Here is a 20,720-nt window from a genome sequence, read left to right on the forward strand (position 1 = left end):
TTAATGTAATTTTTAGTCACCAAAGATCGCGAGCAAACTCACTCCTGCAAATATCTGCAGGAGCAGGCTTGCCCGCAATGGACGATTACATGAAAACCTAGAGCGCAAACAGCTCCGCCGGCAACGTCATCAGGCAGTCACTGCCCGCCTCGATCGCCGCCAGATGGGCCGCGGTACGCGGCAGCAAGCGCTTGAAGTAGAACTCGCAGGTCGCCAGCTTGGCCTGGCAATAATCGGCATCCTCTTCACCGGCGTCGAGCCGGGCCTGGGCCACCAGCGCCATGCGCAGCCACAGGTAGGCGAGAATGATGTAACCGCTGTACATCAGGTAATCCAGCGCCGCGGCGCCGACTTCGTCGGGGTTCTTCATCGCCGCCATCCCGACCTTGGTGGTCAGCGCGCCCCACTGCCGGTTGAGCCCGTCGAGTTGCGTCACATAACCCTTGAGTTGTGGATGCTCGGCATTGGCCGCGCAGAATTTGTGGACGATCTTGGTGAAGCCCATCAGCAACTTGCCCTGACTGCCGAGCACCTTGCGTCCCAGCAGGTCCAGGGCCTGGATGCCGTTGGTGCCCTCATAGATCGGGGCGATGCGGCAGTCGCGCACCAGTTGCTCCATGCCCCATTCGCGAATGAAGCCATGCCCGCCAAACACCTGCATACCGTGGTTGGTCACCTCCAGCCCGGTTTCAGTCATGAAGGCCTTGCAGATCGGCGTCAGGAAAGCCAACAGGTTCTCGGCATCCTGGCGCTGGGTCTCGTCGGCGGCCAGGTGCGCCACATCCAGCAACTGCGCGGTGAAATAGGCCAGGGCGCGATTACCTTCGTTGAAGGCCTTCATGGTCAGCAGCATGCGCCGCACATCGGGGTGGACAATGATCGGGTCGGCGGCCTTGTCCGGCGCCTTCGGCCCGGTCAGGGAGCGCATCTGCAGACGGTCGTTGGCGTACTTGATTGCGCCCTGGAAGCTTGCCTCGCCCAGGCACAGCCCCTGCATCCCGGTACCGAGGCGCGCGTGGTTCATCATGGTGAACATGCAGTTCAGACCCTTGTTGGCCTCACCGATCAGGAATCCCTTGGCGCCATCGAAGTTGAGCACGCAGGTGGCCGAAGCCTTGATGCCCATCTTGTGTTCGATGGAACCGCAACTCACCCCATTGCGCTCGCCCGCCTCGCCGTCGGCGTTGGGTAGGAACTTGGGCACGATGAACAGCGAAATACCCTTGGTGCCCGCCGGCGCATCCGGCAGCTTGGCCAGCACCAGGTGGATGATGTTTTCACTCATGTCGTGCTCGCCGGCCGAGATGAAGATCTTGCTGCCGGAGACCTCATAGCTGCCGTCGGCCTGGGGCACGGCGCGGGTCTTGATGATGCCCAGGTCGGTGCCGCAATGAGCTTCGGTCAGGCACATGGTGCCAGTCCATTGGCCGGCGGTGAGTTTGCTCAGGTAGGTCTGCTTCTGCTCTTCGCTGCCGTGGGCATGAATCGCCGACATGGCGCCGTGGGTCAGGCCCGGGTACATGCCCCAGGAAGTGTTGCTGGAGCCGACCATCTCGCTGATCACCAGCCCCAGCGAATGCGGCAGGCCCTGGCCTCCGTAGTTCGGGTCCGCCGCCAGGCCGTGCCAGCCGCCTTCTACATACTGGGCGAAAGCCTGCTTGAAGCCTTTTGGCGTGGTGACCACGCCATTGTCGAAATGGCAGCCCTCTTCATCGCCCGGGCGGTTCAACGGCGCCAGCACGTTTTCACAGAACTTCGCCCCTTCTTCGAGGATCGCGGCCACCATGTCCGGGCTGGCATCGATGGCCCCCAGGGCGGCATAGCTGGTGTGAAAGTCGAAGACGTGATCGATCAAAAAGCGCATGTCGCGCAGGGGAGCTTTGTACTCGGGCATGGTCGTTTCTCCGGCAGCAGATCGATCCAACCTACTGCCGCTCATCCGACCTGCCAATCACAGTCCAGACGCTGAATGCGCCGCTATCACTCAACCCGCAGCGGTGTCCATGCGCACCGCGCCACGGCGGTTCTGACCGAAGGCCATGACGCAGTTACGCCCCGCGCCCTTGGCGCTGTACAGCGCCTGGTCGGCAGACTTGAGCACCTCCTCGGGCGAGCGGTGCTCCATCTGCCGCTCGGCGACGCCGATACTGACGGTCACCGATACGCTGGACGCCGCGGCCCCCCCCCGGCGCTGACGTCCTTGCTGGTCGTCCTGGGGACGGTTCTCCTGATTGCGCAACTGGATGTTGTAGTTGGCGATGGTCTCACGAATGACCTCCAGGTGCGGCATGCATTCCTCAAGGGTCTTGCCGGCGAATACCACCGCAAACTCCTCACCGCCATAACGGTAGGCACGACCGCCGCCACTGACTTTCGACAGTTTGCTGGCCACCAGGCGCAGCACCTGGTCGCCCACATCGTGGCCGTGGGTGTCGTTGAATTTCTTGAAGTGGTCGACGTCACTCATCGCCAGCACATAGTTGCGCCCCAGGCGCTGCATGCGCTCGTTCAAGGCGCGGCGCCCCGGCAAGCCGGTCAGCTCGTCGCGGAAAGCCATCTGGTACGCCTCATGGGCAACGGCCGCGGCGATCATCAGCATCACCTGGCTGCACATGATGTTCAGGGTGAACGGCAGGATGAAGGTCTTGGGCAGCATCCAGAACAGCCCCAGCAGCCCCACCAGCTGCGCCGCATGCAGCGGGCGTGGATTGCGCCAGTACTGGATCGCCAGCAACAGGAAGGCGGCGATAAACACCGGGTACGACAACTGGATCAGGCTCATCCAGGCGCCGTGCAGGGCCGGCCAACGGATTTCCGCCAGCCAGGCCAGCAGCGCCTGGGGATAGCTCTGCTCCAGGCCCAGCGCCACGCTGCCAAAGGCGAGCAATACGGCAAACCGCGCCACCATGTCCTGGAACAGGTGGGTACGCTCCTGCCAGGCCGCAAACAGGCCGAACAGCAGCGGCAGCAGCAAGCAGACCAAGTGGAACACCACGGCCGCATCTTCGCGCACCTTGCCGTTGTCGCGGTAATAGTCGGTCTGGGTATCGAGCAGGAAATAGGCGATGTACACCGTGACCATCAGGAACAGTTCACGCTGGCGCCGGTACACCGCGCAATAAGCGCCGCCGAGCAGCAGCACCAGGGTCGGCAAGACATTGAACAGCGAGGTGAAGAAAACGTTGAGATCCTTGACGTAGGCAGCCGCGAGCCCCGCAAGCAAGAGTAACAATGACGGTAGAAAATGGCTGAAACGTACAGCAGAAGAACGCGGCAAGGTAAAGCTCCGACGCGGTTAAACAGTAGATGGCACTATGCCTTCACCTGGTATGGTTAAACAGCACAAATGTGATGCATGTCACATTGCCACTTCTGTAACGGCAGGGATCGGCTTCTTCTTAACGTTTTAGTCGGATTATTTTCAGATTCATCCCGCGCACAAAAAAGCCGCTTCTCCCGAAGGAGAAGCGGCCTCTGAAGAGATGCCGGTAGGGCTTAGTAAGCCAGGCCGAAATCTTCCTCTTTCATGTCCATCAGGTTGTTGGCGCCCGACAGCATGGCCGCCACGTGAGTGCGGGTGCGCGGCAGGATGCGCTGGAAGTAGAAGCGCGCGGTCTGCAGCTTGGCGGTGTAGAACGCCTCTTCGGTGGTGCCGGCAGCCAGCTTCTCGGCAGCCAGGCGTGCCATGTCGGCCCAGAAGTAAGCCAGGCAGGCATAACCGGAATACATCAGGTAATCCACGGACGCAGCACCGACTTCTTCACGGTCTTTCATGGCCGCCATACCGACCTTCATGGTCAGCTCACCCCATTCCTTGTTCAGTGCAGCCAGCGGTGCGACGAACTCTTTGACCGACTCGTTGCCTTCGTTGCTCTGGCAGAACTTGTGGACGATCTTGGTGAAGCCTTTCAGAGCCTCGCCTTGAGTCATCAGCACTTTACGGCCCAGCAAGTCCAGCGCCTGGATGCCGGTGGTGCCTTCGTACAGCATGGAAATGCGGCTGTCGCGAACGTTCTGCTCCATGCCCCACTCGGCGATGAAACCGTGGCCACCGTAGATCTGCACGCCGTGGTTGGCGGATTCGAAACCGACTTCGGTCATGAAGGCCTTGGCGATCGGAGTCATGAAGGCCAGCAGTGCGTCGGCTTTCTTCTTCTCCTCTTCGTCCACGCCGTACTTGACGATGTCGACCTGCTTGGCAGTGAAGTAGACCATGGCCCGGTTGCCTTCGGCGAAAGCCTTCATGGTCAACAGCATGCGACGTACGTCAGGGTGCACGATGATCGGGTCGGCGGCCTTGTCCGGCGCTTTCGGGCCAGTCAGGGAACGCATTTGCAGACGATCGCGAGCGTATTTCAGGCCGCCCTGGAAACCGATCTCGGCGTGGGCCAGGCCTTGCAGCGCGGTGCCCAGGCGAGCGGTGTTCATGAAGGTGAACATGCAGTTCAGGCCTTTGTTCGCCGGGCCGATCAGGAAACCGGTGGCCGCGTCGAAGTTCATCACGCAGGTGGCGTTACCGTGGATACCCATCTTGTGTTCCAGGGAACCGCAGCTCACGGCGTTGCGCTGGCCGACAGTGCCATCGGCGTTCGGCAGGAACTTCGGCACGATGAACAGCGAGATGCCTTTGGTGCCAGCCGGTGCATCCGGCAGGCGGGCCAGAACGATATGGACGATGTTGTCGGCCATGTCGTGTTCACCGGCCGAGATGAAGATCTTGGTGCCGGTAACTTTGTAGGAACCGTCGGCCTGAGGTTCGGCCTTGGTGCGCAGCATGCCCAGGTCGGTGCCGCAGTGCGGTTCGGTCAGGCACATGGTGCCGGTCCACTCGCCGGATACCAGCTTGGTCAGGTAAGCCTCTTGCTGCTCAGGCGTGCCGTGTTCGGAAATGGTGTTCATCGCGCCATGGGACAGGCCTGGGTACATGCCCCACGACCAGTTGGCTTCGCCGACCATTTCGCTGACAGCCAGGCCCAGGGACTCCGGCAGGCCTTGACCGCCATGCTCGACATCATGAGCCAGGCTTGGCCAGCCGCCTTCGACGAATTGCTTGTAGGCCTCTTTGAAGCCAGTCGGGGTCTTAACGCCGGACTCGCTCCAGGTGCAGCCTTCCAGGTCACCCACACGGTTCAGAGGGGCCAGTACCTGCTCACAAAACTTCGCACCTTCCTCGAGGATGGCGTCAACCATGTCTGGAGTAGCGTCCTGGCAAGCCGGCAGGCTCTGATAGTGCGCTTCATAGCCGAGCAGCTCGTCACGAACGAAGCGAATATCACGCAAGGGGGCCTTGTAGTCAGGCATAGCGATAAACCTCTGCTGATGTAACCGGGAATGAACGACCGCGTTGATTTATTGTGGCGGTCAAACAGTTGTTTGAAACATACGTTTACGCCCAAACCTTGTCAAGCGCCACGCAAACACCGTTCGTCATCGATCCTCTGCAGGCCTTGCACGCAAAGGCCCACAGCGAATGCCGTGAAATATTCGGAAGCTGAATAGAGTGTAGGAGCTGGCAGGCCAGCAAGACGGAAGATGGGGCTTTGCAGAGAGTTCTTGCGCGGGTCACCCTGCCCGCAAAAATGGGCAGGGCTACCGAAGGAGGCTCAAGCGTAGGTGTCGATCAGCGTACCGAGCACTTCATCGGCGGCCTTGGCGACTTTCACACCCAGCTCCGCCTGAACCTTGCCCATGGCCATCTCGACCATGTTGCTGGCCAGGTCCGATTGCTGGCTGCGATCGACAGATCGCAGGCGCTCGACTTGTACCTCAGAGGATTGGCTGGCGACAGAACGTTCGATGGTCGTATTGGCGATCTGGCTGGCCGCCTGATCGACACGATTCTGCCCGGTCTGCACGGTACTCAGGCCGGCGTAGAAAGCGGTATTCCCGGAAATTTCCATGGGAGAATTCGACCCTGCAAGGAATGAACAGCGGCTATTGAACCAGACGCGTCAGAAAAAGACCCGTCAAAAACACTAATGGCACAGTGCCTCACCATAGGCAAAATCTAGTCAAGCAGGTCCAGTTGCAGATACTCGGCCACCGCTTCGGCGCTGATCGCCTTCAATCTTGGGACCCGCCCCAGACAAGGTGCGGGCAGGCGCTCCGCCAGCGTGGCGAGGTTCTCCTCGAGCCGCGAAGTCTTCGGCTCGATGATATTGGCCACCCAACCGGCCAGCTGTAATCCGTCCTGGGCAATCGCCTCGGCCGTCAGCAGCGCATGGTTGATACAGCCCAGGCGCACGCCCACCACCAGGATCACCGGCAGATCCAGGGCCATGGCCAGGTCGGACAGGTTGTCCTGATCGGCCAGCGGCACACGCCAGCCGCCGGCTCCTTCGATCAGGGTGAAATCCGCGCCCTTGGCCAGCACCTGGCGCATGGGCGCCAGCAAGGCCTGAACAGTCAGCGCCATGCCAGCCTCGCGGGCCGCCAGATGGGGAGCGATGGCTGGTTCGAAAGCCAGTGGATTGACCTCGTCGTAGGTCAGCGGCAATGAACATTCAGCCAACAGAGCCAAGGCATCGGCGTTACGCAACCCCGCGGGGGTCAGCTCGCAGCCCGAAGCTACAGGTTTCCCGGCCGCGGTGCTCAGTCCCGAGAGCCGCGCGGCATGCAGCAAGCCAGCGGCGACGGTGGTCTTGCCAACATCGGTGTCTGTTCCGGTAACGAAATAGGCTCGGCTCATAGCGGCTTCTCCAATACGGCGTAGACCACCTGGTAGGTCGCGGGCAATCCCTGCGCTTGACGGAACTGTTCGTAGGCGTCGATCAGGCCCTTGATCCGCGCCCGCCCTGTCAGCCCGCCGGGCCGTCCAGGGTTGAGGTTGTGCGCCCCCAGGGCCTTCAACTCATGGGTCAGACTGCACACATCCGGGTAGTGCAGCACATGCGGACGGGTTTCCAGGCTCAGCACCCGCAAGCCGCTCGCTGCACACAGCTGTTGATACGTGCTGAACTCACGAAAGCGATTGACATGCACCATGCCGTCGACCTGACGCCAACTGTTGCGCAATTCGTACAGCGTACCGACGCACAGGCTGGCAAAGGCCAGCACGCCGCCCGGCTTCAGCACCCGATGCGCCTCGCTGAGAACCGAACGGAAATCCGCACACCACTGCACCGCCAGGCTGGAGAAAATCAGTTCGCAGCTCTGCCCCTGCAACGGCAAACGCTCGGCATCGCCAGCAATGAAATACTGCGCCCCGCCCAGCGGCCGGGCGTGCTCGAGCATGCCTTCGGCGATGTCCAGCGCCAGCCCTTCGCTGGCCTGGAAACGCTCGCCCAACAGGCGGCTGAAATAACCGGTGCCACAGCCCATGTCCAGCCAGCGGCCAGGCTCGCGGTCTTGCGGCAGGCGGCCCAGCAACTCGTTACCGACGTCGCGCTGCAGTTGCGCCACGCTGTCGTAACTGGACGCCGCGCGGGAAAAGGAAGCCGCCACCTGGCGCTTGTCGGGCAAGCTGCCGGGGGGCTTGGGAAGGGACAGATCAGTCATCACCGGACTCATGCAAAAAAGCCTGGATCGCCCCCGCCACACCGTGGGGATCCTCCAGAAGAAACGCGTGGCTGGCCTGCTCAATCAGACCAACTTCGACATCGGGCAACAACGCCAGCAGCTCGCCCGCGGCTTCAGCCGGCACCAGGCCGTCGAGCCCGGCGAACAGATGCAACTGCGGTCCACGAAACGCCTGCAAGGCATGGCGGGTATCCAGCTGCGCCAGCAACTCCAGGCCGGCCATCAACACCGCACCCGAGGTATGCGGCGCACCGCCCGACAGCAAGCGCGACAGGCCGCGCGGATCTTCGGCGCCCTGGGCACACAACAGGCTGAAGCGCTTGAGGGTGGTGCGTGGGTCGGCGTTACAGCCGGCCAGAAACCCGTCGAAGGTCTCCCCCGGCATTGCGCTTGCCCACTCGGCATGCGCCACGAAACTGGGGTTGCTGGCCAGGGTCAGCAGACCGCAGCAGCGCTCGCCACGACGCGCCGCCAGCTCGGAAGCCAGCATGCCGCCCAGCGACCAGCCACCGAGCCAGGCGTTGTCCGGCACACTGGCGTCCAGTTCGTCGAGCCACTCATTCAGGTCGCTGGACTCCAGCTCCGGCAACGGCTCGATCTCGACCCACAGGTGTTCGTCCAGCCCCTGCAGAGCCGCCGCCAAGGGCTCCAGCGGCGATACGCCAAGGCCCCAACCAGGCAGCAGAATCAGTCGATCACGCATGGCTTGGCTCCGGTCCCGGTTCGCTAAAACAATCCGCCAGTGCATTCAACAATAGCTGGACCTGAGCCTCACTATGGGCGGCGGACAGGGTCACCCGCAAGCGGGCGCTCCCCGTGGGCACGGTAGGCGGACGAATCGCGGTGACCATCAGGCCGCGCTCGCGCAGCATCTGCGACAGGCGAATCGCCCGCGCACTGTCGCCGATCAGGATCGGCTGGATCGGCGTAAAGCTGTCCATCAGGGTCAGCCCGATATGCTCGGCGCCCTGGCGGAACTGGCGGATCAGGGTATTCAGGTGTTCACGCCGCCAGTGCTCGCTGCGCAGCAACTCCAGGCTTTTCAGGGTGGCGCAGGCCAGGGCCGGCGGCTGGCTGGTGGTATAGATGTAGGGACGGGCGAACTGGATCAGGCTTTCGATCAGTTCCTCGCTGCCCGCGACAAAGGCGCCAGCGGTGCCGAACGCCTTGCCGAGGGTGCCCACCAAGACCGGCACCTCTTCCTGGCTCAAGCCGAAGTGCTCGACGATCCCTGCGCCGTTGGCCCCCAGCGGCCCGAAGCCATGGGCGTCGTCGACCATCAGCCAGGCGCCCTTGGCCCGGGTTTCGCGAGCCAGCGCCGGCAGGTCGGCCAGGTCGCCGTCCATGCTGAACACACCATCGGTGACCACCAGGGTATTGCCGGTGGCTTTCTCCAGGCGCTTGGCCAGGCTCTCGGCATCGTTGTGCAGGTAACGGTTGAAGCGCGCACCGGACAGCAGGCCGGCATCCAGCAATGACGCGTGGTTGAGGCGGTCTTCCAGCACCGTGTCGCCCTGCCCCACCAGCGCGGTGACCGCGCCGAGATTGGCCATGTAACCGGTGGTGAACAGCAATGCCCGCGGGCGGCCGGTGAACTCGGCCAGGGCTTCTTCCAATTGATGGTGGGGCGTGCTGTGGCCAATCACCAGGTGCGAGGCGCCACCGCCCACGCCCCAGCGGGACGCACCGGCGCGCCAGGCTTCGATCACTTGCGGGTGATTGGCCAGGCCCAGGTAATCGTTGTTGCAGAACGCCAGCAACGGCTGGCCGTCGACCACTACTTGTGGCCCTTGCGGGCTTTCCAGCAGTGGGCACTGACGATAGAGATTTTCGGCACGACGGGCAGCGAGACGCGCGCGGAGATCGAAAGACATGCAGGCCTCGCAGGCAAGAAAAGAAACATCATCCTTGTAGGAGCGGGGCTTGCCCGCGATCCAGACACCTCTGTGTCCCTGGGCTCACGCGGTGAACCATTCGCGGGCAAGCCTCGCTCCTACAGAGGCAGCAGATCAGACGGCGGCGTTGTAGAACTGCTCGCTGCTCTTCTGCTCCACCAGCGCCTGCTCGATGGCGGCCTGGTGCACCTCGTCGGCATGCTCTTCGCGGGCTTCCGGCTGGATGCCCAGGCGCGCGAACAGTTGCATGTCCTTGTCGGCCTGCGGGTTGGCGGTGGTCAGCAGTTTCTCGCCGTAGAAAATCGAGTTGGCACCGGCGAAGAACGCCAGGGCCTGCATCTGCTCGTTCATCGCTTCGCGGCCGGCGGACAGGCGCACATGGGATTTCGGCATCAGGATACGAGCCACGGCAAGCATGCGGATGAAGTCGAACGGGTCGACGTCCTCGGAGTTTTCCAGCGGCGTGCCGGCCACTTTCACCAGCATGTTGATCGGCACCGACTCCGGGTGCTCCGGCAGGTTGGCCAACTGGATCAGCAGGCCGGCGCGGTCATCGAGGGACTCGCCCATGCCGAGGATGCCGCCGGAGCAGATCTTCATCCCGGCATCGCGCACGTAGGCCAGGGTTTGCAGGCGTTCACTGTAGGTGCGGGTGGTGATGATGCTGCCGTAGAACTCCGGCGAGGTATCGAGGTTGTGGTTGTAGTAGTCCAGGCCGGCCTTGGCCAGCGCTTCGGTCTGGTCCTGGTCCAGGCGACCGAGGGTCATGCAGGTTTCCAGGCCCATGGCCTTCACGCCCTTGACCATTTCCAGCACGTACGGCATGTCTTTGGCCGACGGGTGTTTCCAGGCCGCGCCCATGCAGAAACGGGTCGAACCTATGGCCTTGGCGCGCGCGGCCTCTTCGAGGACCTTCTGCACTTCCATCAGTTTTTCTTTTTCCAGGCCGGTGTTGTAGTGACCGGACTGCGGACAATATTTGCAATCTTCCGGGCAGGCGCCGGTCTTGATCGACAACAGGGTAGAAACCTGGACGCGGTTGGCGTCGAAATGCGCGCGGTGCACCGTCTGCGCCTGGAACAGCAAGTCATTGAACGGCTGGACGAAGAGGGCTTTGACTTCAGCCAAAGTCCAGTCATGACGCAGATTGGCGGTGGTGCTGGCGCTCATGGGCGATTCCTTGATTATGCTTGGCAAGCGGCTGCGGGAAGGCAATACCCACAGCCGCGACACGGATGTTGGGCATATTTAAGGAAGCGCCATGCAGTGTCAACCACATTACCAAGGACTGGTTTACATCTGGTTAAAAAACAAACAAACCTGTTTACTCTGCGACGAGCCGACCGACACCCCCCAAGCCATTTGCACCGCCTGCGAAACCGAACTGCCGTGGCTCGGCGATCATTGCCAGGTGTGCGCCCTGCCCTTGCCCGCGGCCGGCCTGACCTGCGGCCAGTGCCTCAAGCGACCGCCCGCCTTCGCCCAGGTGGTGGCGCCCTGGCGTTATGGCTTTCCGGTCGACAGCCTGGTCAGCCGTTTCAAGCACAACGGCAAATGGCCCTTTGGCCGTCTTTTGGCCGAACTTCTCGCGCAATCGCTGCAACATCGCTTTGCCGAGGACCTGGCGCAACCCGACGCCCTGCTGCCGGTGCCCCTGGCCCGCAAGCGCCTGCGCCAACGCGGCTATAACCAGGCGGCGATGCTCGCGCGCTGGCTGGGCGAGATCCTGCAAATCCCCTGTGACGAAACCTCGTTGCAGCGCACCCAGGACACGCCATCGCAGCAGGGCCTGGATGCCAGGGCGCGGCACCGCAACCTGCACCACGCCTTCGCCCTGCTGCCCGAGGCGGTGGTCCATGGCCGGCACCTGGCGCTGGTGGACGATGTGCTCACCACCGGCGCGACCGCCCACGCCCTGGCGCGGCTGCTGCTCAAGGCCGGGGCGCGGCGGGTAGACGTCTATTGCCTGGCACGCACGCCAAAACCCGGCGAGCCCGACTGAACTTGACTCTCGCCCCTCAAGCCGCAAACTCCCTTTCCATTCCCAGCGTTCAAAGCGTTCAGCCATGCCCTTGCCCACCTTGTTGACCCAGCACATCGCCCGTCGCCCGCAGCGCATTGCCCTGCTGCAGCACATCGCCGAACAGGGCTCGATCACCCGTGCCGCGAAAAGCGCCGGCCTGAGTTACAAGGCGGCCTGGGACGCCATCGACGAGTTGAACAACCTGGCGCAAAAGCCCCTGGTCGAACGCAGTGTCGGCGGCAAAGGCGGCGGTGGCGCCAGGCTCTCCGTCGAAGGCGAACGGGTGCTGCGCCTCTACCAGCGCCTGCAGGTCTTGCAGGCCCAGGTGCTGGAAGCCGCCGAAGACGCCGCCGACCTCGATCTGCTGGGGCGCCTGATGCTCCGCACCAGCGCCCGCAACCAGTTGCACGGCACGGTGCTGGCGATCGAAGCGCAGGGGCGCAACGATCTGATACGACTGGCGCTCGCAGAAGACCTGGCGATCCAGGCGCAGATCACCCATGACAGCACCCTGCACCTGGAATTGGAGCCCGGCACAGGCGTCGTGGCGTTGATCAAGGCCGGCTGGCTGGAGTTGCTGGCTATCGATCAGCCCGCAACACCCGGACACAATTGTCTGCTGGGCACCCTGGAAGCGATCCTCGACGCCGAAGACGGCCCCAGCGAAATCAGAATCGCCCTGCCCAGCGGCCAGACGCTCTGTGCCCTGGCCGAACCGCTGCACCTGCGACACCTTGGCTTGAGCGCCGGCCAGCCGGTACGGGTGCAGTTCTCGCCGTCCAACGTGCTGCTCGGCACGCCGCTCTAGGTTTCTATCGCCGCGCAATGCTTGCGGCGCTGCAACATGTTCGTCATCGACGCTGATTAAGGTGGCTGCAAAACCCTGCAGGAAGCCTGTGATGAGCCTATTAGAAGAAGACCAACCTACCGACCTCGAAAAGATGGTCGGCCTCAGCCGCCGTGGTTTCATCAGCGCCGGAGCCCTGTGCGGCGCGGCCATGTTCCTCGGTGGCAACCTGCTGAGCCGCAGCGTGCTGGCCGCCAGCGTCAGCGCCGGTTCCAGCAAGCTGCTGGGCTTTGAAGGCATTGCCGCCGCCACCAGCGACACCATCACCCTGCCGCCGGGCTACAAGTCTTCGGTGCTGATCAGCTGGGGCCAGCCCCTGCAGAAGAACGGCCCGGCGTTCGACCCGAGTGGCAATGGCACCGCCGCGGCCCAGGAGGTCCAGTTCGGTGACAACAACGACGGCATGAGCCTGTTCGCCTTCCCGGACGACAAGAATCGCGCACTGATGGCGATCAACAACGAATACACCAACTACCGCTACCTCTACCCCCACGGCGGCATGCCGCAGTCGGCGGAAGACGTGCGCAAGGCCCTGGCCAGCGAAGGCGTGTCGGTGATCGAAGTGCAGCGCCGCAGCGGCCAATGGCAGTTCGTCCAGGGCTCGCGCTACAACCGGCGCATCCACGGCAACGCGCCGATTCGCCTGAGCGGCCCGGCCGCCGGCCACGCGCTGATGAAAACCAGCGCCGACAAGAGCGGCCGCAAAGTCCTCGGCACCTTCCAGAACTGCGCCAACGGCAAGACGCCATGGGGCACCTACCTGACTTGTGAAGAGAACTTCACCGACTGCTTCGGCAGCAGCAACGCCCAGCAGACCTTCGATGCCGCGCAGAAACGCTATGGCGCCTCGGCGAGCAGCCGCGACATCAACTGGCATCAGTTCGACCCGCGCTTCGACCTGGCGAAAAACCCCAACGAACTCAACCGTCACGGCTGGGTCGTGGAGATCGACCCATTCGACCCGCAGTCCAAGCCGATCAAGCGCACCGCCCTGGGCCGCTTCAAACATGAAAACGCCGCCCTGGCCGAAACCCGCGACGGACGCGCCGTGGTCTACATGGGCGACGACGAGCGTGGCGAGTTCATCTACAAGTTCGTCAGCCGCGACCGCATCAACCACCGCAACCCCAAGGCCAACCGCGACCTGCTGGACCACGGCACCCTGTACGTGGCGATCTTCGACAATGGCGACGGCAACCCGGACCACCCGAAAGGCAAGGGCAAATGGGTCGAGCTGAGCCATGGCAAGAACGGCATCGACGCCAGCAGCGGTTTCGCCGACCAGGCCGAAGTGCTGATCCACGCCCGCCTCGCGGCCAGCGTGGTCAAGGCCACGCGCATGGACCGCCCGGAATGGATCGTGGTCAGCCCGAAGGACGGCCAGGTCTACTGCACCCTGACCAACAACTCCAAACGTGGCGAAGACGGCCAGCCAGTGGGCGGCCCGAACCCGCGGGAGAAAAACGTCTACGGGCAGATCCTGCGCTGGCAGACCGCCCGTGGCGACCACGGTTCTATGGACTTCACCTGGGACCTGTTCGTGGTCGCCGGCAACCCGGCCGTGCATGCCGGCCAGCCCAAAGGCGGCTCGTCGAACATCACCCCGCAGAACATGTTCAACAGCCCCGACGGCCTGGGTTTCGACAAGGCCGGCCGGTTGTGGATCCTCACCGACGGCGACTCCAGCAACACCGGCGACTTCGCCGGCATGGGCAACAACCAGATGCTCTGCGCTGACCCGGACTCCGGTGAAATCCGTCGCTTCATGGTCGGGCCGGTGGGCTGCGAAGTCACTGGCATCACCTTCTCGCCGGATCAGCGGAGCCTGTTCGTGGGCATCCAGCACCCGGGCGAGAACGGCGGTTCGACCTTCCCCGAGCACCTGCCCAACGGCAAGCCGCGTTCCTCGGTGATGGTGATCACCCGGGAAGACGGCGGTATCGTCGGCGCCTGATAGACCGCTTCGCGGGCAAGCTCGCTCCTACAGATCCGTGTAGGGGCGAGCTTGCCCGCGATAGCGCCCTCACAGTCACCACCTGTCATCCTTCGTGCGCTACCATGCTTGGCCGGACGCAGCAGCCTGCTGCGCGCAGGAGTCAGCATGTCTCACCCGTTCGAAACCCTTACCCCTGATCTAGTCCTCGATGCCGTCGAAAGCATCGGTTTTCTCAGCGACGCCCGTGTCCTGGCACTCAACAGTTACGAAAACCGTGTCTACCAGGTCGGCATCGAAGACAGCGAGCCGCTGATCGCCAAGTTCTACCGCCCGCAGCGCTGGACCAACGAGGCGATCCTCGAAGAACACCGCTTCACCTTCGAACTCGCCGAGTGCGAAGTGCCGGTGGTGGCACCGCTGATTCACCAGGGCGAAAGCCTGTTCGAGCATGAAGGCTTCCGCTTTACTCTGTTCCCACGCCGTGGCGGCCGAGCGCCGGAACCCGGCAACCTCGACCAGCTGTATCGCCTGGGGCAATTGCTCGGCCGCCTGCATGCGGTCGGCGCCACGCGCCCGTTCGAGCATCGCGAAGCGCTGGGGGTGAAGAACTTCGGCCACGATTCGCTGACCACCCTGCTGGAAGGCGACTTCGTGCCCAAGAGCCTGCTGCCGGCCTACGAGTCGGTGGCCCGCGACCTGCTCAAGCGGGTGGAAGAGGTCTACCAGGCCACGCCGCACCAGAACATCCGCATGCACGGCGACTGCCACCCCGGCAACATGATGTGCCGCGACGAGGTGTTCCATATCGTCGACCTCGACGACTGCCGCATGGGCCCGGCGGTGCAGGACCTGTGGATGATGCTCGCCGGCGATCGCCAGGAATGCCTGGGGCAACTGTCGGAACTGATGGATGGCTACAGCGAGTTCCACGACTTCGACCCGCGCGAACTGGCATTGATCGAACCACTGCGCGCCCTGCGCCTGATGCACTACAGCGCCTGGCTGGCCCGGCGCTGGGACGACCCGGCGTTCCCACGCAGCTTCCCCTGGTTCGGCAGCGAGCGTTATTGGGGCGACCAGGTGCTGGCGTTGCGCGAGCAACTCTCGGCGCTCAACGAAGAACCGCTGAAGCTGTTCTGACCCCAAGCCCTGATCCGACCTGTAGAAGCGAGGCTGGCCCGCGATAGCCTCGCCTCGATGAGTCTGATGCACCGCGGCGTCTTGATCGCGGGCAAGCCTCGCTCCTGCAGAACCCGGATTGATCACAAAAGCCGGCAACCAGGATGACGCCGACAAAGACAGGGCCTGACAAACCTCCTTACAATCCCCCTCTTTGTTAGCTGCCTAAGCAAGGATTCTGCATGCAAGCCGCCAACCCGCGCCGCGGGTACATCCTGGGCCTGAGTGCCTACATCATCTGGGGCCTGTTCCCGATCTACTTCAAAGCCATCGCCAACGTGCCCGCCGTGGAAATCATCATCCACCGGGTGCTCTGGTCCGCGCTGTTCGGCGCGCTGCTGCTGATGGTCTGGAAGCATCCCGGCTGGTGGCGCGAGTTGCGGGACAACCCCAGGCGCCTGGCGATCCTGGCCCTGAGCGGCACCCTGATCGCGGCCAACTGGCTGACCTATGTCTGGTCGGTGAACAACGGGCGCATGCTCGAAGCCAGCCTGGGTTACTACATCAACCCGCTGGTGAACGTGCTGCTGGGCATGCTGATCCTCGGTGAGCGGCTGCGGCGCATGCAGTGGCTCGCGGTGGGCCTGGCGGCGGTGGGCGTGGCACAGCAAGTGTGGCAGGTCGGCAGCCTGCCCTGGGTTTCCCTGGTGCTGGCACTGACCTTCGGTTTCTACGGGCTGATCCGCAAGCAGGCACCGGTCAAGGCGCTACCGGGGCTGGTGGTGGAAACCTGGATGCTGGTGCCGATCGCCCTCGCCTGGCTCTTGCTCAACCCCACCGCCTCCAGTGCCCAGGCAGCCTTCTGGACCAGCTCCGAAGCCTGGTGGCTGGTGGCGGCAGGCCCGGTCACCCTGGTGCCGCTGGTGTGCTTCAACGCCGCCGCCCGTCACCTGCCCTACACCACCCTGGGCTTCTTGCAGTACCTGGCGCCGACCCTGGTGCTGCTGCAGGCGGTACTGCTGTTCGGCGAACACCTGTCGTCGAGCACCCTGGTGGCGTTCATGTTTATCTGGGCCGGCCTTGCGGTGTACAGCGTGGATGCCTGGTTGAGCCTGCGCAAACGCAGCTGATCAATAAACGTACAAAGCTCTGCGGGCCACGGTTGGCGTGGCCTGCATCTATCCTTCCCAAGGTTATCCACAGCGTGATCCCCGCCGTTTGTGCACAAGCCCTTGAAACTGCTGGTTTTTTGATCAGATTCCGCAAAGCCTTGACCGGCTTGGGCTGGCGCCAGGTCTCTACAGGTTATCCACAGGCGCATGCACGCTAAAACTGGATAACCCGCCCTTTCAGGTTCACACCTCGCTGCGCAGCACCAACTCCACCATCAGGTCATCCGCCAGGGTTTCCAGGCGCGACTGCAGGACATCGAGGGACAAGGTCAGCGGCACCGCCAGGATCGCTTCGGCGTGGAACAGCGGCTCGCTGCTCATGGGGGCCGGGCGCACTTCGGTCACCAGCCGCTCCAGGTTCACCCCCTGCTCGCTCAACAGGCGGGTGATGTCGCGCACGATGCCCGGCCGGTCGTTGCCCACCAGTTCCATGGCGATCGGCTTCCAGGTGCAGGATTGTTCGATGCCGCTTTCGGCGATCAGCACCCGAATGCCCTGGGCCGCCAAGCCTTGCAGCGCGTCCACCAGCTCGTCATAGGCTTCGGCCGGCACGCCGACCCGCAGAATGCCGGCGAACTGCCCGGCCATCCGCGACATGCGGCTCTCCAGCCAGTTGCCGCCGTGCGCGGCGATGCATTGGGCGATGCGCTCGACCTGTCCGGGCTTGTCCGGGGCGAATACGGTGAGTACGAGGTGGTCCATGGCGCAACCCTCTGTCAGGACTTTTGTTGTAGAAGGTCAAGTATAGGCAAGCCGCAGGGTCGCCGCGGCCCGGCAGGAGCGACGCCTGCTTGCGACAAGAATCACCCGGCCGGCATCGTTGGGACTGTCAGGATGCCATCGCAAGCAAGCTTCGCTCCTACAAGGAAAAAAGGGGCTTGAGACAAATCGTGTACATGTTTTTAGAATTCTATGGAACAATCCGCAAGTTTTTTGAGAACATCCCGTTCCCCAGCGTGACCGTGCCGCGAACTTGAGTCGCGGAACGACGTATTTAGTCTAATTTTCACAACCGCAATTCATCATGTAGTATGCCGCAGCGCGCACTACATAACGTTGGATCGATGTCTGCCAAGGCGCAGTCGCAACCCTGAAAGCCCTGTCAGCAAGGCTCCGAGCCGTTGATTGGAACCATCCCAGCCGCCCGCGATGGCATGTACTGGTAGAGGGGTTTGTGGTTTAAATGGCCAGAGGCTTCATTGTCAATTTGAAGAGCTGAAAAGCGAAATAGCTGAGCAGAGTGAGGCAAGCAATGACTGAACACGTTCAAGTCGGTGGCCTGCAGGTCGCCAAAGTCCTGTTCGACTTCGTGAACAACGAAGCCATTCCCGGTACCGGCCTCACCGCCGACACGTTCTGGGCCGGCGCCGACAAGGTCATCCACGACCTGGCACCGAAGAACAAAGCCCTACTCGCCAAACGCGACGATTTCCAGGCGCGTATCGATGCCTGGCACCAAGCCCGTAGAGCTCCTGAGAAAGCCCAGGCCCACGACCCGATCGCCTACAAAGCCTTCCTGCAAGACATCGGTTACCTGCTGCCAGAAGCGGCGGACTTCCAGGCCACGACGCAAAACGTCGATGACGAGATCGCCCGCATGGCCGGTCCGCAGCTGGTGGTCCCGGTGATGAATGCCCGCTTCGCCCTCAACGCCTCCAACGCCCGCTGGGGCTCGCTGTACGACGCGCTCTATGGCACCGACGCCATCAGCGAAGCCGATGGCGCGGAAAAAGGCAAAGGCTACAACAAGGTGCGCGGCGACAAAGTCATCGCCTTCGCCCGCGCCTTCCTCGACGAAGCCGCGCCATTGGCCGCCGGCTCCCATGTCGACTCCACCGGCTACAAGATCGTCGACGGCAAGCTGGTGGTCGCCCTCAAGGGTGGCAGCAACAGCGGCCTGCGCGACGACGCCCAACTGATCGGCTACCACGGCGATGCCGCAGCACCGACCGCGGTCCTGCTGAAACACAACGGCCTGCATTTCGAAATCCAGATCGACGCCAGCAGCCCGGTTGGCCAGACCGACGCCGCCGGCGTCAAGGACGTGCTGATGGAAGCCGCCCTGACCACCATCATGGACTGCGAAGACTCGGTCGCCGCTGTCGACGCCGACGACAAGGTGGTGATCTACCGCAACTGGCTCGGCCTGATGAAGGGCGACCTGGCCGAAGAAGTGGCCAAGGGCGGCAAGACCTTCACCCGCACCATGAACGCCGACCGCGAATACACCGCGCCCAACGGCGGCAGTGTGAAGCTGCACGGCCGTTCGCTGTTGTTCGTGCGCAACGTGGGTCACCTGATGACCATCGACGCGATCCTCGACAGCCAAGGCAACGAAGTGCCGGAAGGCATCCTCGATGGCCTGGTCACCAGCCTCGCGGCGATCCACAACCTCAACGGCAACACCTCGCGCACCAACAGCCGCACCGGCTCGGTGTACATCGTGAAGCCGAAGATGCACGGCCCGGAAGAAGCCGCCTTCACCAACGAGTTGTTCGGGCGCATCGAAGACGTGCTGGAACTGCCGCGCAACACCCTGAAAGTCGGGATCATGGACGAGGAGCGCCGCACCACGGTCAACCTCAAGGCCTGCATCAAGGCCGCCAGCGAGCGCGTAGTGTTCATCAACACCGGCTTCCTCGACCGTACCGGCGACGAAATCCACACCTCCATGGAAGCCGGCGCCGTGGTGCGCAAGGCCGAGATGAAGGCCGCCAAGTGGATCGGCGCCTACGAGAACTGGAACGTCGATATCGGCCTGAGCACCGGCCTGCAAGGCCGCGCGCAGATCGGTAAAGGCATGTGGGCCATGCCGGACCTGATGGCCGCCATGCTCGAACAGAAAATCGCCCACCCGCTGGCCGGCGCCAACACCGCCTGGGTACCCTCGCCCACCGCCGCGGCCCTGCACGCCCTGCACTACCACAAGGTCGATGTGTTCGCCCGCCAGGCCGAGCTGGCCAAGCGCGCCCGCGCCTCGGTGGACGACATCCTGACCATCCCGCTGGCCAGCAACACCAACTGGTCGGCCGAAGAGATCAAGAACGAACTGGACAACAACGCCCAGGGCATTCTCGGTTACGTGGTGCGCTGGATCGACCAGGGCGTCGGCTGTTCCAAGGTGCCGGACATCAACGATGTCGGCCTGATGGAAGACCGCGCCACCCTGCGTATTTCCAGCCAGCACATCGCCAACTGGCTGCGCCATGGCGTCGTCACCCAAGCCCAGGTCATGGAAAGCCTCAAGCGCATGGCGCCCGTGGTGGACCGGCAGAACGCCGGCGACACCCTGTACCGTCCTCTGGCACCGAACTTCGACAGCAACATCGCCTTCCAGGCGGCGGTCGAACTGGTGATCGAAGGCACCAAGCAGCCCAACGGCTACACCGAGCCGGTGCTGCACCGTCGTCGTCGCGAGTTCAAGGCCCGCAACGGCCTGTGATCCTGCGTTGACGCGGTAAAGAAAAAGCCCTGGTCGCGAGACCAGGGCTTTTGTGTTTCTGCCGGGGAATCTTATCGCGAGCAAGCTCGCTCCTACAGGGGACACCCTGCTCCTAGCGCACCACTCCCAGCTCATGCTTGACCAGCGCCAGCAGCTTGCCGGTGTCGATCGGCTTGAGCAGGAAGTCCACCACGCTCAGGTGCATGGCCGCGATGGCGTCACGCACATCGGCATCCCCGGAAATGATAATGATCGGCAACGCCGCCCGCTCCGATTCGCGCACCTGGCGTATCAGATCCAGGCCGTTGCAGGGGGCCATGCGCAGGTCGGTGATCAGCAGTCCGATCGATTTGTTCGAGTTCAACAGTTCCAGTGCTGCCTTGCCACTGGCTGCGGTCATGCAGCGAATGCCATCCAGTCCGAGAATCTCCGACAGCAACTCACGGGCATCCTTGTCATCATCGGCGATCAACACGCGCTGGGGCGGCAGATCGGGCTCGAGCATCACGGCGTTCAACGCCTCGCGCTCGGCATCACTCAAAATATCGTGGTCGGACATGGCTTTCTCTACATATTCAAATCGATCCCCTAGCACAGTGGTCAGACATCGCTAAGCAGGCCTCCAATGTGCACTTCGTCGGATTTTTTTCCAAGAGGCCGGATAAGTACTTTTTTCACAGTTTTGACACCTGCTTGAAGCGAATTAACAGGTGCAGAGCCGCTACCTAGACTTACGTCCAATGGGCACCTGGCAGCGTGGGACCGACC

The 20,720-nt window shown here is 63.0% G+C and carries 17 protein-coding genes; 6 read left to right on the forward strand and 11 right to left on the reverse strand.

From position 1 onward, the window contains the following. Window positions 1–97: 97 nt before the first annotated feature. The 9 genes from AC3RCP_RS29275 to bioB all read right to left on the reverse strand — a co-directional run bounded on the left by AC3RCP_RS29275 (window position 98) and on the right by bioB (window position 10,583). Window positions 98–1,894, reverse strand: coding sequence for an acyl-CoA dehydrogenase C-terminal domain-containing protein (locus tag AC3RCP_RS29275; RefSeq protein WP_492570663.1), 1,797 nt, complete (start codon window positions 1,892–1,894; stop codon window positions 98–100). 90 nt (window positions 1,895–1,984) lie between these two features. Next, window positions 1,985–3,277 carry a GGDEF domain-containing protein gene (locus tag AC3RCP_RS29280; RefSeq protein WP_492570662.1) on the reverse strand — a complete coding sequence of 431 codons (1,293 nt, stop codon included), beginning with the start codon at window positions 3,275–3,277 and terminating at the stop codon, window positions 1,985–1,987. A 218-nt stretch (window positions 3,278–3,495) separates the two neighbouring features. Further along, window positions 3,496–5,301 carry a phenylacyl-CoA dehydrogenase gene (locus tag AC3RCP_RS29285; protein ID WP_007926069.1) on the reverse strand — a complete coding sequence of 602 codons (1,806 nt, stop codon included), beginning with the start codon at window positions 5,299–5,301 and terminating at the stop codon, window positions 3,496–3,498. A 302-nt stretch (window positions 5,302–5,603) separates the two neighbouring features. Next, window positions 5,604–5,900 carry a hypothetical protein gene (locus AC3RCP_RS29290; RefSeq protein WP_007926068.1) on the reverse strand — a complete coding sequence of 99 codons (297 nt, stop codon included), beginning with the start codon at window positions 5,898–5,900 and terminating at the stop codon, window positions 5,604–5,606. Between the two features lie 107 nt (window positions 5,901–6,007). Next, a complete protein-coding gene (bioD, locus tag AC3RCP_RS29295; RefSeq protein ID WP_492570661.1) occupies window positions 6,008–6,688 on the reverse strand; it encodes a dethiobiotin synthase in 681 nt (226 codons plus the stop codon). After that, on the reverse strand, window positions 6,685–7,497 hold the full coding sequence (gene bioC, locus AC3RCP_RS29300) for a malonyl-ACP O-methyltransferase BioC (RefSeq protein WP_492570660.1): 813 nt from the start codon (window positions 7,495–7,497) through the stop codon (window positions 6,685–6,687). Before bioC ends, bioD begins: the two co-directional genes overlap by 4 nt. After that, window positions 7,490–8,221, reverse strand: coding sequence for an alpha/beta fold hydrolase (locus tag AC3RCP_RS29305; protein ID WP_492570659.1), 732 nt, complete (start codon window positions 8,219–8,221; stop codon window positions 7,490–7,492). Before AC3RCP_RS29305 ends, bioC begins: the two co-directional genes overlap by 8 nt. Continuing rightward, window positions 8,214–9,392 (reverse strand): 8-amino-7-oxononanoate synthase, encoded by a 1,179-nt coding sequence (bioF, locus tag AC3RCP_RS29310; protein WP_492570658.1) that lies wholly within the window; start codon window positions 9,390–9,392, stop codon window positions 8,214–8,216. The genes AC3RCP_RS29305 and bioF overlap by 8 nt, the downstream gene beginning before the upstream one ends. A gap of 135 nt (window positions 9,393–9,527) precedes the next feature. After that, on the reverse strand, window positions 9,528–10,583 hold the full coding sequence (gene bioB, locus AC3RCP_RS29315; RefSeq protein ID WP_007926062.1) for a biotin synthase BioB: 1,056 nt from the start codon (window positions 10,581–10,583) through the stop codon (window positions 9,528–9,530). 91 nt (window positions 10,584–10,674) lie between these two features. Between bioB and AC3RCP_RS29320 the strand changes: the two genes are divergently transcribed. The 5 genes from AC3RCP_RS29320 (at window position 10,675) to rarD (ending at window position 16,468) form a co-directional block, all read left to right on the forward strand. After that, a complete protein-coding gene (locus AC3RCP_RS29320; protein ID WP_492570657.1) occupies window positions 10,675–11,415 on the forward strand; it encodes a ComFC family protein in 741 nt (246 codons plus the stop codon). Between the two features lie 64 nt (window positions 11,416–11,479). Next, window positions 11,480–12,244 (forward strand): TOBE domain-containing protein, encoded by a 765-nt coding sequence (locus tag AC3RCP_RS29325; protein WP_101339300.1) that lies wholly within the window; start codon window positions 11,480–11,482, stop codon window positions 12,242–12,244. A gap of 91 nt (window positions 12,245–12,335) precedes the next feature. Continuing rightward, complete coding sequence (locus AC3RCP_RS29330) at window positions 12,336–14,237, forward strand: PhoX family protein (protein WP_101339301.1); 1,902 nt, start codon at window positions 12,336–12,338, stop codon at window positions 14,235–14,237. Between the two features lie 147 nt (window positions 14,238–14,384). Continuing rightward, window positions 14,385–15,359: a serine/threonine protein kinase gene (locus AC3RCP_RS29335; RefSeq protein ID WP_007926057.1), complete on the forward strand. Its 975-nt coding sequence runs from the start codon at window positions 14,385–14,387 to the stop codon at window positions 15,357–15,359. Window positions 15,360–15,580: 221 nt separating this feature from the next. Beyond that, complete coding sequence (gene rarD, locus AC3RCP_RS29340; protein ID WP_053262904.1) at window positions 15,581–16,468, forward strand: EamA family transporter RarD; 888 nt, start codon at window positions 15,581–15,583, stop codon at window positions 16,466–16,468. Window positions 16,469–16,693: 225 nt separating this feature from the next. Here the strand turns inward: rarD and AC3RCP_RS29345 are convergent, their stop codons facing one another. Further along, window positions 16,694–17,212 (reverse strand): glycine cleavage system transcriptional repressor, encoded by a 519-nt coding sequence (locus AC3RCP_RS29345; RefSeq protein ID WP_007926052.1) that lies wholly within the window; start codon window positions 17,210–17,212, stop codon window positions 16,694–16,696. A gap of 550 nt (window positions 17,213–17,762) precedes the next feature. On the opposite strand from AC3RCP_RS29345, the gene AC3RCP_RS29350 reads away from it, so the two are divergent. Next, the gene (locus AC3RCP_RS29350; protein WP_492570656.1) at window positions 17,763–19,952 is read left to right on the forward strand and encodes a malate synthase G; all 2,190 of its coding nucleotides are present in this window, start codon (window positions 17,763–17,765) and stop codon (window positions 19,950–19,952) included. Window positions 19,953–20,064: 112 nt separating this feature from the next. Here the strand turns inward: AC3RCP_RS29350 and AC3RCP_RS29355 are convergent, their stop codons facing one another. Next, window positions 20,065–20,511: a response regulator gene (locus AC3RCP_RS29355; RefSeq protein ID WP_009045922.1), complete on the reverse strand. Its 447-nt coding sequence runs from the start codon at window positions 20,509–20,511 to the stop codon at window positions 20,065–20,067. Window positions 20,512–20,720 lie beyond the last annotated feature (209 nt).

Source organism: Pseudomonas sp. GW822-FHT05A08, from assembly GCF_058800485.1.